Raw genomic sequence first — 15,875 nt, 5'->3', positions numbered from 1 at the left:
TATTCTACAATATGTTTCTTTTGAGATATTACTCTCTTAGCTATATTAACAGCATGATCTGATACTCTTTCAAGAGCTGTTATTATATCAAGGAATACAACACCATTATCTATACTACAAAGACTATTATTTAATCTATACATATGACTAGCTCTACAAGTTTTTTCCATCATATCAACTTTTTCTTCTATCTGGAATACTTTATAAGCTAAGTTTATATCATCATTTTTAAACGCCTCTAATGCATTATTATATGCAGATATTACATAGTTGTATATTTCTTCTAATTGATTTTTTCCTTGTTCAGAGAATTCTAAGTCTCCATCTATCATTATCTGAGAAAGTTCAGCTATATTTTTAGCATGGTCTCCTATTCTTTCTATATCATTTACTGTATTGAATAAATTATCTACAACTTCCCTTGAATCTTCATCTAATGGAGTTTTTGATAATTTTAATAAATAATTAAGTATTATTTTTTGTAATTCATTTACAGTTTCTTCCTTAACAAAAACTTTTCCAACATATTCATCAGATTTTTCGATTATGGCAGATATAGAAGAATCTAAACTTTCTTTTGCCTTATTACCCATTCTTAAAGTTTCTTTTATTGTATTTATAAGAGCTATTGAAGGAGTTTCAAGCATTCTATCATCAAGATATTTAACAGTTTTGATATCTTCTTCATCTTCAGCTTTATCTGGTATTAATTTTAAAGCTATTTTTATTATAAGCTTGTTAAATGGAAGTAATATAAGTACAGACATTATATTGAATAATGTATGTGTATTTGCAATCTGTCTAGCAACATTACCTGGATCCATTTTTGTTACAATAGATACCACTGGTCTATTAAGGAATATTAAGAATAAAGCTGTTCCAAGAACATTAAATATAAGATGCATTACAGCTGCTCTTTTAGCATTTTTATTAGCTCCTATACTTGATAAAAGAGATGTAACACAAGTTCCTATATTCTGACCATAAAGTATTGGTAGTGCTGCATTTAAAGGTATTATTCCTTCTGCTGCGAGTGCAACTAACATACCCATAGAGGCACTTGAACTTTGAACTATTGCTGTAATACCAAAACCTAGTAATAATCCTAATATTGGATATTTCCCAAATGAAATTAACATATCTGTAAATCCTTGATAATCTCTTAAAGGTTCAACAGCACTTTTCATAAATTCCATACCTGTAAATAACATACCAAATCCAATTAATATTTCTGATATATGTTTTATTTTTGGATTTTTTCCAAATAAATATAATACTATACCTATTCCTAAAGCTATCGGAGCCATTCCATTTAAGTTAAATGATACTAACTGAGCTGTTACAGTTGTACCTATATTTGCTCCCATTATAACTCCTATTGCCTGTTTAAGCGTCATTATTCCGGCATTAACAAAACCAACAACCATTACTGTTGTAGCACTAGAACTCTGTATAACAGCTGTTACACCTGTTCCTACAAGTACACCCATAAATATATTACTTGTTAAAAGTTTTATAATTGCTTTTAATTTTGTCCCGGCAGATTTTTGTAATCCTTCTCCCATAAGGTTCATACCATATAAGAAAAGTCCAAGTCCTCCCATTAGACTTATTACTATATCCAAAAAAATCTCCTCCTCTATTATAGATTTTTTCTGTCTCAATTTATTGCATATCAAATTTATAATATCAAATTAAAGAATACTTTAAGTTAAATTTATGTTAAAAATATTAAATTTAGGCGATAATATTTAACATTTATTACATTTATTGTATATTCTTATATTTTTCTATAATTTTTTCAGCACATTTTATTCCATCTACTGCTGCTGTTACTATTCCACCTGCATATCCTGCTCCTTCTCCACAAGGATATAGGTTAGAAATATTCATAGATTCTAAAGTTTCTTCGTTTCTAACTATTCTTATTGGCGCAGATGATCTTGTCTCAACTCCAGTAAGAACTGCATCATACATGTCAAATCCTTCTAATTTTGATCCAAGTTTTATTATACCCTCTTTCATTGTTTCTGTAACAAATTTTGGTAAACATTCATCTAGAGATGTTAATTTTATTCCAGGTTTATATGAAGGTATAACTTTTCCTAAGTTCTTAGATTCTTTGTTATTTATAAAATCTCCTACCAACTGAGCTGGTGCACTATAATTTTCTCCGCCTAGTTTAAATGCCAATTTTTCATATTTTCTTTGAAATTCTATGCCAGCTAAAGGATTATCACTTTCAAAATCTTCTGGTGATATATTTACAAGTAATGCACTATTCGCATTTTCTTTATCTCTACTGTGTTCACTCATACCATTGGTAACAACTTCATTTTCTTCTGATGTTGATGCTATTACACTTCCTCCTGGACACATACAGAATGTATATGCTGTTCTACCATTAGATGTATGCTCTATTAACCTATAATCTGCTGCACCCAATCTAGGATGATTATAATATTTCCCATATTGAGACTTATTTATCATTTCTTGAGGATGTTCTATTCTTGCACCAATTGCAAATGGTTTTGGAATAATTGTTACACCTCTTTTAAATAACATCTCATACGTATCCCTTGCACTATGTCCAATCGCTAATATAACTGTAGATACATCTATTTTTTCATTATCATTTATAACTATACTTTTTACAGAATTATTTTCTATATTAATATCGGTAACTTGAGATTCGAATCTAACTTCCCCACCTAATTTTTTTATATCTTCTCTTATATTTTTTACCACATTTTTTAATATATCTGTACCAACATGAGGTTTATGAGAATATATTATTTCTGATGGTGCATCATGTAATACCAATTCTTCAAGAACTTTTCTACATCTGATATCTTTTGATCTTGTAGTAAGTTTACCATCTGAAAACGTTCCTGCTCCACCTTCTCCAAACTGTACATTTGATTTTTTATTAAATACTTTATTTCCCCAGAAATTTTCTACATCTGCGGTTCTTTTATCAACATCTGATCCTCTTTCTATCATAAGAGGACAATATCCATTTTGAGCTAATAATAACGATGCAAATAATCCTGCAGGACCACTTCCAATAACAACTATTCTTCCATTTGGCTCTATATTCCCTTTTTTAACTCCTATATATGATTTTTGATTTACTTTTACTGTATCTTTTGGGTTTCTTTTTAGTATTTTCTCTTCATTTTTTATTTCAACATCAACAGTGTACACAAATGTCATATTATCTTTTTTTCTAGCATCTATTGATTCTTTATATATACTATATCCTACTAAATCTGAATCTTTTATTCTTAGTTTTTTCAATATTAATTTTTTTAATATATTTATATCTTCATCTATATTCATTTTTAAGTTAGATACTCTTAACATGTATTTATTCCCCTTTCTATAACTTTAATAAATTTTTATATTTTAACCTAAAAAAAGATCGTCTAATAAATTATTTAAATAATGCCGAATAGCTAGTGCTATTCGACATTACTCAAATATAATCTGATTAGACGACCTTAACACTTTTTAGTTATAAGACCTCTTATTACTTTCATATTATTAAATACTTTTTCTAAGAAGTTTTCTGCTTCTTCATTGTCTAATAATGTTATTTCAAGATTTTCATTTTTTTCAATACCTTTTGATTTGCAATAATCTTCTGCTATTTGTATTAGCTCTTTTCTTTCTTCTTCTGATAATGAAAAATCTTTATAGTCTATTATTATATATTGTTTTGTATTTGATGAATGGTCCTTATTATAACCTATTTCTATATGATATATTACTGCATATAGATTTTGTTCATCTTTGTAAACCGGTACAGCCGGATTTGATTTTATATAATCTGTAGCCACTGCTATGGCATTTCCTAATTTAAGACTCATATTTATACCCTCTCTTTTTCAGATGTTATATAATCTATTTAAATACATTATACTATAACATCTTATATATCGATATAAAAATTTCCTTATTTATGATATATTTATATAAATTTTAGCAAATATGGTTTACTAAGCTTTTAATTCTTTTGCTCTTTTACCTATTGTGCTTGGACTAACTTCATATTTTTTAGAAACTTGAGCTTGTGTTGTAGAAATACCTTCTTCTTTTTTAACAGTGTATTCAACTGCTGCTGCCCAACCAAATTCAGATCCTTTTATATCTGAATGTGTTTCTTCATATTTTGACCATAAAGATATACATTTTTCTTTATATTCTTCTTCAACAAGTCTATTTATTATAGATTTTACACTATTATCTTCTTCTATATTATTTGTATTTTCTACTGAATTAGATTTCTCTAATATACTTTCTCTAACATAGTTTGAAACTTCTTCATCTAATAATTGTTGTAAATATCTGTAGAATATATGAGTACTATATACTAAGAATATTTTCTTGTTTGGCCAATCACTTTCATTTTGTTTAAATACTCTTTCTACATCTTCTACTATAAACTGTCTAGTTGTATCAACTATCTTAACTGTTATATCTATAAGAAGATTAACTCCACTTACTTCTACAACTCTAGCAATTATACTATCTCCTTCTTCAAAATCTTTTAATAGATTTATATCATCAGTAATTACTTCTTCATCTAAGAAACAATCTTTTAATATTGCTCTTTCTTTTTCTTTCTTTTCTATAGTATATATACTTACAAAAGAATTTATCATACTTTGCATAATTCTTTTTTCATTCTCTGTAGTTTTATTTTCTTGGAAATAAAGTTGAGTAATTGTAGTTGCACTTTCTAATACGAAGTCACTTATAAAATATGTATTGAAGAATTTATTGAATCTAGCCTTTACATTTTCACTGTTTAACATATAGAAAATTTCTTCCGCACTTTGCATAGATTCTTTAAATTTTTCTTCTCTTGAATAATTACATATTTTTGTATATATTTCAGCATATTGCTTCTGAGCTTCTGTTAATCTTCTTACATATCTTTCTCTTTCTACATCTTTTTCCATACAACAATTTTTATATTTTTTTCCACTTCCGCAGTAGCATTTATCATTTCTATTTAATATCAATTTATTTTTCACTCCCTTATTTTTTCAATATTATACACATCTTATTATTCTACCATTATTTGCTTAATCATTCCACAAAAATTTGATTAATATATTGTAAAATATCAATTATAAATAAGGGTTATCTACTTATTTCCAGTATACATTCAAATTTAACTGTATTATTTTTTTTATTTTCTTCTTCTTTTTCTTTCTTTATTTCTTTTATATCTTCTATTATATTTCCTTTTTTATCTTTTTTTGTTTCTATTTTATTGTTATCTGTATTATTATCTACTTTAGATATTTTTATACTCTTTATTTCATTTGATATTTTTTCTTCTTTAAATCTATCTATCACTTTAAAAATATCTTTATATGTTCCAATAAAATCTAAACTTATAATAGACTCTTCATCCCCTTTATCATTTACCAAAAATGAATTTTCTATACTTTTTAAATCCACAAATTCACCTATCATATTTTGTATGTATATCAAATCATCTTTTTTATTACATTTTTTACTATTTTTATTAGAATCTTTTAGAATTTCTGTTTCTTTTTTATACTGCTCTACTTTTTTCATATCTTCTGATATTTGATATTTTTCAGTCTCAAGTAATTCTTTCTTCTTTTCAATTGGGTTTATTATAAAAATTTTAGTTAAAATTAATAGTATTATCAAAAGTAAAATTTTTATTTGAAATTTATTTCTTTTCATTATCCTATTGATCCATAGAATCTATTTCAAAATTATATGGATTTTTACCTTCTATCTTTTTGACATATGAATTATCTAATATTTTATTTTTCATTAATTTTTCTATTATCTTTATATTACTTGCTCTCCCAATTATCTGAACATTGTCTCTTTCTATATATAAGCTATCTAAATTTTCTACTCCTACTGTATCAAATACCTTTCTAAGATTTCCCATATTTATTTTTCTATAATTGTTCTCTTCATTTAATTTTTTCATCTCTTTTTTAGAGTTTTCTAGGACAGAATGGCTATTCTCATTAGAAGCGATATAATTTTCCATATTTCTTATATCCATTAATCCATTAAAAATATTGAATCCTACTAATATTATTAATATTATAGAAATTAATCTAGTTATATCTATACTATTTTTCTTTTCATATTTAAAATAATCTCTTAATTCATCATTTTTAATAATTTTATTCTTTTTAAATACCATATTTTTCACCACTACATAAATAATTAAATTATATCTATACTAATTCTACTTATAAATTTTTACGAACTGCGATGTTACTAATTTATTCTTTTTCCTGCAATGTTAAAATATTCATTTAATGATACATTTTTGTAATTTTTTGTGAACTCTACATCATTTTCAAAATCAGCTCCAGATATTTTGCATAATCTCTTTATTAATTCTATGTCTTCTATTTCGCTATTTCCAACGCCCATTATTCCAAAACAATCAGCAAAAATACTTGTCGCCATTTCATCAGTAAATTCATCTTTTTTTATCACATAACTAGCTTTTACTTTTTGTTTTTCAAAAATAGTTATAACTAAGTCTTCATCTCTAAATTCAACTACTCCTAATTGAAATTCTTCACCAAAATTTATAATATCATCTTTATACATTTTTTTAACCCCCAATTTTTTTATTAGTCTTTCTAAAATGTCAAAATTAGTATGTAGTGACCTATCCTTAATGCCTATTTTATCACATATCTCCAAAAACAAGGATACATATTTTTTAGGAAACAATATTGTTTGTATTTCTGTATACTCATCATTACTTGTTAATAATTTATAATCTATAAAATAATCATTTAATACTCTATTTGTTTCTTTTATTTCTATATTTACAGCCTTTATCCAGTCTTTTCTTTTTATAGATGGATCAACTCTTATATTTTTTACTATAATATCTTTTTCCTGTAAATTTATAAATATAGATTTACAATTACCTAATTTTAACATTTCATTTGATATACATGATGACACTTCTTCTATGTATCTATCTTTTTCTAACTTGTCTAAAAATATTCTATTATCCATAAATATTTTTTTATCTATCTCAGATATTATATTTATTCTATTTTTTTCTTGATTAAAAAAAATTATTTTGCATTTTGTTTTTGTTGGATATATATTTATAATAATACTTTTATTTTTTTCTCTCATATTTTATACATCTCCCATATTAAAATACAATTTTATTTAATTTTATTTTGTGACTTTGGATACATTTCTGCATTACCTACTTTTACAACTATATTTTTATCTTTTGAATTTATATCTATTGTAAATTCTCCTTCTGTACTTTGTGGCACTGGTTCATTATTTAAATATCCTTTTTCTACTAGATTTTTTACTGTTACTTGTTCTGATGGCATACCTTCACTCATCGCTATTGTAGCTGCTGATGCTATGTTAGATGCATTTGTATAATCTATATTTTTCTTTGCATTTTCCTCTACTTTTCCATATTTTATTATCGCTATACTTGCTAATATACCAAGTATTGTTACAACTATTATCATTTCAACTAAAGTAAATCCTCTTTTTTTTGAATTTTTATCAATTTTTTTATTTCTTGAATTTAATAATTTATAAAGTTTCATTTTATCCTCCAAATTATATGTTTTAATATTTTTTATATAGATGTTATTGCATCAAACATTGGCATAACTATAGCTATTATTAAACTACCTATTATAAGACCTATTATTATGGTTAACATAGGCTCAATAAACTTAATCGCTCTTTCTAACATGATATCTAGTTCATTTTCAAAAAAATCATTTATATAAGATAAACTTTTTTCTATATTTCCACTTTCTTCACCATTTTTTAACATAGATACAAACATATTTGAAAATACACCAGATAAATTTATTGATTTTGAAATACTATTCCCTCTATTTATATATCTTATAGATATATTTATTTTTTCTTTAATATATTTATTATCTATTATATTTGATGATGTTTTTATTGATTCAACTATAGGAATTCCACTCTTTATCATTAAATATAAATTTCTTGAAAATGTCGCAGTTACAAACATCATATAATATTTGTTTATTATTGGTAATTTGCATTTTATTTTATCCAATTGTTCTTTAAAACCTTCATTATTTTTTATAGATATGTATAATAGAATTGGTATTGTAATTACAATTGGCAGTAAAATATTCATATATTTTCTTATAAAAAGCATTGTTTTTATTACTATATAACTGAAAAGAGGTGGAGTTATATTATTACTTTCAAAAACAAATGCAAAATTTGGAATTACCTCATACATTATGAAAATTAATGATACTGTCATCATAATTAATAATATTATTGGATATATCATAACTGATTTCAATTTTGATTTAATTTTATAATCTCTTTCATAATATCTTGACATATCATCCATCACTATACTTAATTTCCCTGAATTTTCTCCACAAGCAATCATATTATAAAAAAACTCACTAAATAAGTTGCTTGTTCTAAATGAATTTTCTATAGAATATCCTTTTTTTATACTTCTCTCTATTAAATTAAATTTACTTTTATATTGTTTCTTTTGAGTTTCTCCTATTAAGTATATAATTTCATCAATACCTAACCCTGAATCTAATAAGATTGATATCTGACTACAAATGATTCTCAAATCTTTACTTTTTATCTTTTGAAATTCTTCTATTTTATCAAATATACTCGTATCTATATATTTAAAATTCTTTTTGTATAATAGATACTTCTCTCTCATCCAACACACCACTTTTCAAAAGATTTTTAATACTCTTTTCAAATGTAATCATTCCAGAATCTATGGCAACACTTTTTATTTTATTTTTATCTATATTATCCTTTATATTATTCTTTATATTATTGTCTACTTTCATAATTTCATGAACTGCCATTCTTCCGTCATATCCTCTTCCATTACAAAAACTACATTTTTCAACAATCCCTGAAATGTTTTTACAATGTTTACATTTTTTCCTTATTAATCTTTGAGAAATAACACCTATCAAAGATGCTCTTATTAGATACGGCTTTATACCCATATCATATAATCTTACAATTGACGAAATTGCATCTTCAGTATGCAATGTACTTATAACTAAATGACCCGTTATAGCAGCTCTCACAGCTATTTCAGCAGTTTCTGTATCTCTAATTTCACCAATCATTATTATGTCTGGATCTTGTCTTAAAATTGATTTTAATCCATTTCCAAATGTCAAACCAATCTTTTCATTTACTTGAATTTGATTTATTCCATCTATTCTATACTCTATAGGATTCTCAATTGTTGTTATATTTTTTTCTAAATCCATCAATTTATTTATAATGGAATATACAGTTGTCGTTTTTCCACTTCCTGTAGGTCCACAAACTAATATAATCCCAGATTTTTTAGATATTATACTAGATAAAATTTCCATTTCCTCATCAGAAAAATCTAGTGTAGATATATTTTCTATAAATATATTTTTATTTAAAATCCTCATAACAACTTTTTCCCCATTTACTGTTGGTATTGTTGAAACCCTTACATCAGCAAAATTTTCATTAATAGAAATCTCTAATCTTCCATCTTGTGGTATTCTTTTTTCTGCTATATCCATACCTGATTTTAATTTTATAAAAGATATAATTTCTGGATAAAAATCCATTGAAATAATATCATATAATTCTAATTTTCCATCTCTTCTCATCCTTATTCTAAATTCAGTTTCAAAAGGTTCTATATGAATATCACTTATATTATTATTTAATGCAAATCTTTTTATTTTTTCAAAAAATTTTTGTGCTCTATCTTCACTATTCTCCATATTTGAGTCATATTTTCTATTTATTTTTTTTCTTATCTCATCTTTATCATTATTTTTTATTATTATAGGTTCTTTTCCTGTAACAAATCTAATATCTTCTATAAGTTCTATGCTATTTTCCGATGTTTCTAAAGTTATTGTTGTTTCTGTTTCATCTAATAAATAAGCATTATATTTTAAAGAAAGTTTTTTAGGTATACCGACATTCAATGAAATCACCTCATATTAATTTATTTAAAATTCATTTCATTTTTATTATAGCCATTTTTATTTTATTTATACAAATTTTATTTATTTTATATTATTTTATTTATATTTAATATTTAAATTTTATATTACTATTTTCATTTTAAACAGAAAATTCATTTTTTTATTTCAATTTATACAAAATAATACATATTTATACACATTCATACATTATCAAACATAAATACTTATTTTTATAACTCAATATAGTAAAGATATTTACATAATATTTTGCTATTCTAGTATTGTAGTTATTAATTTTTATGCATAAATATTTTTAATTATTTTTTTATTTTTTTACTATTTTGTATAATAAAGGAGAATTGATATGAATACTGATTTTTATAATAACGTTATTAGTTATGATGAAATTTTAAATCTGATTTTATTAGCACAAAATGGAGATGTAGCATCTAAAAATAAACTTGTTACAGTTAATCTTGGTCTAGTAAATAAGATAGTTTCTAAATTTTCTTTCAGTGGATTTGATAGAGATGATATTTTTCAACTTGGATGTATAGGTCTTTTAAAAGCTATTGATAGATTTAATCCATCTTTAGGATATATGTTTTCTAGTTATGCTGTTCCTATGATTGAAGGTGAGATAAAGAGATTTTTGAGAGATGATGGCATTATAAAGATTTCAAGGGATTTAAAAGAAATAAATTGGAAAGTTAAGAAATATAAAGATTTTTACTTTAAAAAAACTGGTTTTGAACCCAGTTTAGACGAAATATCTAATATTCTAAATATAGAAAAAGATAAAATAAAATCATCTCTAGAAGCAACTGCTTCTGTAGAATTTTTCAATAAATCAAGTCAAAATTTTGATACTGAATATAATAAATTAGCTTCAGAAAATACTTTTTCAAAAAATAGTAATTTTTTACCAACGGATTCTATAGAAGTTAATGAAATTGTTGAAAATTTACCCCCTTTAGAAAGTGAAGTTTTAAAACTAAGATATTTTGATGATTTGACTCAAAAAAAAGTTGGTAATATTTTAGGAATTTCCCAAGTTCAAGTTTCAAGAGTTGAAAAAAAGGCACTTTCTCTATTTAAAAAAGAATATTTTAACTAATAAAAAATGGCCAATCCTTAATTGGATTAGCCATTTTTGTATTTTAAATTATTATAATACTCTAGATGATCCTTTGTAAATTATACCAGCTTTAGCATCTACTGTTATTAAATCTCCATCTTTAACAGTATTTGTTATGTTTGATACAGAAACTACTACTGGTGTATTAAGGTTTAATCCAACTATAGCTGCATGAGATGTCATACCTCCAAATTCAGTAACTATAGCTGATGCTTCTTCTATGTATTTATTCATTTCTTTATCTGTAGATTTAGCTACTATTATATCACCTTTTTGGAAATCTTTTATTTCACCATTGTCGTTTGCAACTCTTGCTACACCTTCAACAGTTCCATTTCCTATTCCTACTCCATTACCTAATACTTCACTTATTACATGAACTTTTATCAGGTTAGTTGTTCCACTTACACCAACTGGAACTCCTGCTGTTATAACAACTAGTTCTCCATTTTTTATATATCCGGCTTTTTTAGCTGCTTCAATAGATTTTTCTATTACTTCATCTGTATTTCCTGCTGAAGCTGATTTTATTGGATATACACCCCACGTTAAAGCAAGTCTTCTCATAACATCTTCATCATTTGTAGCTGCAATTATTGGAGCCTGTGGTCTGAATTTTGATACCATTTTAGCTGTATATCCAGAAGAAGTTGATGTTATTATAGCTGTTGCATTAAGATCTACTGCTGTTGTGCAAGTTGCATGACTTATTGCATCTGTAACAGTTATATTATTTGTTCCTTTTTCTTTTAACATTTTATCATAATCTAATGTCTGTTCTATTCTTTTTGCTATGCTAGCCATTACTTTTACAGCTTCAATTGGATATTTTCCAGCAGCTGTTTCTCCAGATAACATTATAGCGTCTGTTCCGTCATATATTGCATTTGCTACGTCTGTTACTTCTGCTCTAGTCGGTCTAGGATTTCTTATCATAGAATCAAGCATTTGTGTTGCAGTTATTACTGGTTTTGCTAGTTCGTTACATTTTTTAATTATCATTTTCTGAACTATTGGCATTTCTTCTGTTGGAATTTCAACACCAAGATCACCTCTAGCAACCATTATACCATCTGAAACTTGTAGTATTTCATCTATATTTTCAACACCTTCTTGATTTTCTATTTTAGAAAGTATTAATATATCTCCTGCATTATTTTTTTCAAGTATTTCTCTTATAGCTAATACATCAGATGCTTTTCTTACAAATGATGCTGCTATCATATCTATTCCTTCTTTTATACCAAATTCTATATCACTTATATCTTTTGGAGTTATTGCTGGTAAATTTATTTTTACCCCTGGAACATTTACCCCTTTATGATTTTTAACTATACCAGAATTTTCAACTATACATTTTATGTTTCCATTTTCAACAGATTTAACTCTTAGTCCAACTAATCCATCATCTATTAGTATAGTATCTCCCTCTTTAACATCATCTGCTAATCCTTTATAACTTACTGTACATATTTCTTTTGTTCCAACTACTTCATCCATTGTTATTGTAAATTCTGAACCTTCTTCTAAAAGAACTTCTGGATCAGCAAAGTTTCCAGTTCTTATTTCTGGTCCTTTTGTATCAAGAAGTATTGCTATTGGTTTGTTTAATTCTTCTCTTATTTTTTTCACCATATCGATTCTAGTTTTATGTTCTTCATGTGACCCATGAGAGAAGTTAAATCTACAAACATTTAAACCATTTATCATAAGCTCTTTTAAAACTTCTTCACTCTGTGAAGCTGGTCCTAATGTACATACTATTTTTGTTCTTTTTATATCGTTTAACATTTTTTCCTCCTAAGATTATGTATAATTCAAAATAATTATCAAAATACCAACTATTATATAGAAAGTATTTTAGCCATTTCATATAAGTCTTTATTGAAAGTTTTTGGCATTGATAAAGCTTCTTGAATGTCCATATCTATTATTTCATTATCTTTTATTCCAACTACTCTTGCTGATTTTCCTTCTAATAATAATTCAACAGCTCTTGCTCCAAATTTACTTGCTAGTATTCTATCAAATGCAGTTGGACTTCCTCCTCTTTGAACGTGTCCTAAAACAGTAACTCTAACATCTGCTCCTGCTTCTTCTGTTAATACTTTCTTAAGATCTGAAGCACTTCCTACTTTTTCAACACCTTCAGCCATTACTATTATACTGTGTCTTTTTCCTCTTTTTTGAGTAGTTTTTAGTCTTAAAGCTATATCTTCTAATTTTATATCAACTTCTGGAACTATTATAGTTTCTGCACCACCTGCTATACCTGCATATAAAGCTAAATCTCCACAATTTCTACCCATTACTTCTACTATATTAACTCTTTCATGTGATGAAGATGTATCTCTTATTTTACCTATGGCATCTATTACTGTATTCATAGCAGTATCAAATCCTATTGTATAGTCTGTATATTCTAAGTCATTATCTATTGTTCCTGGTATACCTATTGCTGGGAATCCCATTTCACTTAATTTATTTGCTCCATTGAAAGAACCATCTCCACCTATTACAACTAGGCAGTCTATTCCATATTTTTTAAGTACTTTTACTCCTAATTTTCTTCCTTCTTCTGTTTTAAACTCTTCACATCTTGAAGATTTTAATATTGTTCCACCTCTATGAATTATATCCCCAACTGAAGAAAGATTCATTTCTACTAGATCTTCTTCTAATAATCCTTTATAACCTCTATTTATACCATAAACTTTGCATCCATAGTATATAGCTGATCTTACTACTGCTCTTATTGCAGCATTCATTCCTGGTGCATCTCCACCACTTGTTAATATTCCTATTGTTTTCATTTTTTACCTCCTATAAATTACATACTTTAGATTTATTTAAATTTTCGCCGAGGACATTTTTAGTCCCTATTATCTTTTTTTATCCCACACGATTTAAAAAATTAAAATGTCCTTCTAAAAGTCCATTTTTTGTTATTATAACACAAAAACTAGTTAAAATATCATTAAATTTGAATTTTATTTTCCCTTATATAATAAATACATTATGTATGTACACTATTTTAAATATGATGTACTTTTTAATGTATTATAAGTTATATATATACATTTTTCTTATCTTATTTCGCTTTATTTAAAGCATTTATGAGTACTAATAAAAAATATGTATTTTTTTTATTAATTTATATTTATTATTTCTATATTGTATTTTTTGTACAATTCATTTTATTGACTTTGTATAAAAAATATAATATACTATTTCGGTTCACTTTCAAAACAAATTTTATAAATATAAATACATAGGAGGATTTATGGACAAAAATAAACTTGCTCAAAATTTTAATTTTTATAAATTGATGAAATTTAGTATACCAACTATGATAATGATGATTTTCATGTCTTTATATCAAACTATAGATGGAATTTTCATTTCTAATCTTGTTGGTGAATTAGCTTTAACTGCTTTAAATGTAGTATACCCGTTTTCTAGTGTCGTTATAGCGATTGCTGTTATGTTAGCTAGTGGCTCTAGCGCAATCATTGCAATGAATATGGGTAGAGGTGAAAAAGAACAATCAAGAGAAAACTTTTCTTTTATTATATTAGTTGCTATTATTTTATCTATTTGTATTTCAATTTTAACTCTGATCTTTATAAAACCTTTTATATATTTTTTAGGAGCAACTCCTAAGATTTATACTTTGTGTTATGATTATTTGGAAATAATGATTTTATCTACACCACTTGCAACCTTACAATTATTATTTCAAATCTTTTTTGTTACTGCTGGAAAACCAAAGTTAGGACTTATACTTACTGTTTTAAGCGGAATTGCAAATATAATATTAGATGCTCTTTTTATTTCAATATTTAATCTTGGTATAAGAGGGGCTGCAATTGCAACATCTATAGGATATTCTATTACTGCTATATTTGGGATATTTTATTTCTTATTATATAGAAATGGAGAATTGTATTTTGTAAAACCAAAATTTAGAATAAATGTACTTTTAAAATCTTGTATAAATGGAAGTAGTGAAATGGTAAATAATGTAGCTGTTGCAATTACAACTATCATTTTTAATATTGTTGGTATTAAATTTTTAAGAGAAGAAGGAGTTGCTGCAATATCTATAGTATTATATGCTCAATTCTTTATGACAGCAGTGTTTATAGGCTATTCTAATGGTATAGCTCCTATATTCAGTTATAAATACGGTGCAGATGATACAACACAAATCAAATATTTATTTAAAACTAGTATTAAATTCATAATTGTACTATCCATTTTTGTATTTTTATTATCTTTTGTGGTTGCAAAACCTATTGCTATGGTTTTTGCTTCAAATAATAAATATGTTTTAGATTTAGCTATTCACGGATTTTATTTATTTTCAGTTTCATTTTTATTTACTGGAATCAATATATTCGCATCATCATTGTTTACAGCTTTTTCAAATGGATTAGTATCTGGAATACTTTCTTTTTTACGTACATTTATATTCCTTGTTGTGTCTCTTTTATTACTACCTAATTTCATTGGTGCTGATGGGATTTGGTTAGCTGTTCCTTTGGCTGAAACTGTCTCGATTATTTTTTCAGTTATATTTATATATCTATATAGAAAAAATTATAACTTTGTGTAAACTTATATAATTTAAAAAGTCGATGCCATTTTTAAAACATCGACTTTTTATGATTATATAAAAACCTATCTTTAAGAAT

General features: G+C 25.6%; 14 protein-coding genes. 2 read left to right on the top strand and 12 right to left on the bottom strand.

From position 1 onward, the window contains the following. The 10 genes from Q1J78_RS06420 to Q1J78_RS06375 form a co-directional block, all read right to left on the bottom strand. On the bottom strand, positions 1-1,625 hold a 1,625-nt coding region (locus tag Q1J78_RS06420), incomplete at its 3' end, for a Na/Pi cotransporter family protein (protein ID WP_300276968.1). A gap of 142 nt (positions 1,626-1,767) precedes the next feature. Then, positions 1,768-3,366, bottom strand: a complete 1,599-nt coding sequence (locus tag Q1J78_RS06415) for an NAD(P)/FAD-dependent oxidoreductase (protein ID WP_300276966.1) — start codon at positions 3,364-3,366, stop codon at positions 1,768-1,770. 137 nt (positions 3,367-3,503) lie between these two features. Beyond that, positions 3,504-3,872, bottom strand: coding sequence for a hypothetical protein (locus Q1J78_RS06410; protein WP_300276954.1), 369 nt, complete (start codon positions 3,870-3,872; stop codon positions 3,504-3,506). 129 nt (positions 3,873-4,001) lie between these two features. Beyond that, on the bottom strand, positions 4,002-5,030 hold the full coding sequence (locus Q1J78_RS06405) for a DUF7986 domain-containing protein (protein ID WP_300276952.1): 1,029 nt from the start codon (positions 5,028-5,030) through the stop codon (positions 4,002-4,004). A gap of 121 nt (positions 5,031-5,151) precedes the next feature. Next, complete coding sequence (locus Q1J78_RS06400) at positions 5,152-5,730, bottom strand: hypothetical protein (RefSeq protein ID WP_300276950.1); 579 nt, start codon at positions 5,728-5,730, stop codon at positions 5,152-5,154. 4 nt (positions 5,731-5,734) lie between these two features. Next, positions 5,735-6,211 carry a hypothetical protein gene (locus Q1J78_RS06395; protein ID WP_300276948.1) on the bottom strand — a complete coding sequence of 159 codons (477 nt, stop codon included), beginning with the start codon at positions 6,209-6,211 and terminating at the stop codon, positions 5,735-5,737. A 77-nt stretch (positions 6,212-6,288) separates the two neighbouring features. Further along, positions 6,289-7,176 (bottom strand): hypothetical protein, encoded by an 888-nt coding sequence (locus Q1J78_RS06390; RefSeq protein WP_300276946.1) that lies wholly within the window; start codon positions 7,174-7,176, stop codon positions 6,289-6,291. A 32-nt stretch (positions 7,177-7,208) separates the two neighbouring features. Beyond that, positions 7,209-7,616, bottom strand: a complete 408-nt coding sequence (locus Q1J78_RS06385) for a type II secretion system protein (protein ID WP_300276944.1) — start codon at positions 7,614-7,616, stop codon at positions 7,209-7,211. 32 nt (positions 7,617-7,648) lie between these two features. Further along, on the bottom strand, positions 7,649-8,758 hold the full coding sequence (locus tag Q1J78_RS06380; RefSeq protein ID WP_300276942.1) for a type II secretion system F family protein: 1,110 nt from the start codon (positions 8,756-8,758) through the stop codon (positions 7,649-7,651). Then, positions 8,721-10,049 carry a GspE/PulE family protein gene (locus Q1J78_RS06375; protein WP_300276940.1) on the bottom strand — a complete coding sequence of 443 codons (1,329 nt, stop codon included), beginning with the start codon at positions 10,047-10,049 and terminating at the stop codon, positions 8,721-8,723. Before Q1J78_RS06375 ends, Q1J78_RS06380 begins: the two co-directional genes overlap by 38 nt. 355 nt (positions 10,050-10,404) lie before the next feature. Between Q1J78_RS06375 and Q1J78_RS06370 the strand changes: the two genes are divergently transcribed. Next, positions 10,405-11,157 carry a sigma-70 family RNA polymerase sigma factor gene (locus tag Q1J78_RS06370; RefSeq protein ID WP_300276938.1) on the top strand — a complete coding sequence of 251 codons (753 nt, stop codon included), beginning with the start codon at positions 10,405-10,407 and terminating at the stop codon, positions 11,155-11,157. Between the two features lie 51 nt (positions 11,158-11,208). Here Q1J78_RS06370 and pyk read toward each other — a convergent pair whose 3' ends face one another. Next, entirely contained in the window at positions 11,209-12,969 is a 1,761-nt protein-coding gene (pyk, locus tag Q1J78_RS06365; RefSeq protein ID WP_300276936.1) for a pyruvate kinase, read from the bottom strand. A gap of 53 nt (positions 12,970-13,022) precedes the next feature. Beyond that, on the bottom strand, positions 13,023-13,991 hold the full coding sequence (pfkA, locus tag Q1J78_RS06360) for a 6-phosphofructokinase (RefSeq protein WP_300276934.1): 969 nt from the start codon (positions 13,989-13,991) through the stop codon (positions 13,023-13,025). A gap of 470 nt (positions 13,992-14,461) precedes the next feature. Between pfkA and Q1J78_RS06355 the strand changes: the two genes are divergently transcribed. Further along, positions 14,462-15,796 (top strand): MATE family efflux transporter, encoded by a 1,335-nt coding sequence (locus tag Q1J78_RS06355; protein WP_300276932.1) that lies wholly within the window; start codon positions 14,462-14,464, stop codon positions 15,794-15,796. Positions 15,797-15,875: the final 79 nt, after the last annotated feature.

This window comes from Peptacetobacter sp. (genome assembly GCF_029264495.1).
GTDB lineage: Bacteria > Bacillota > Clostridia > Peptostreptococcales > Peptostreptococcaceae > Peptacetobacter.
The sequence above is the reverse complement of the archived record's forward strand: the minus strand, read 5'-3'. Positions and strand labels throughout refer to the sequence as shown.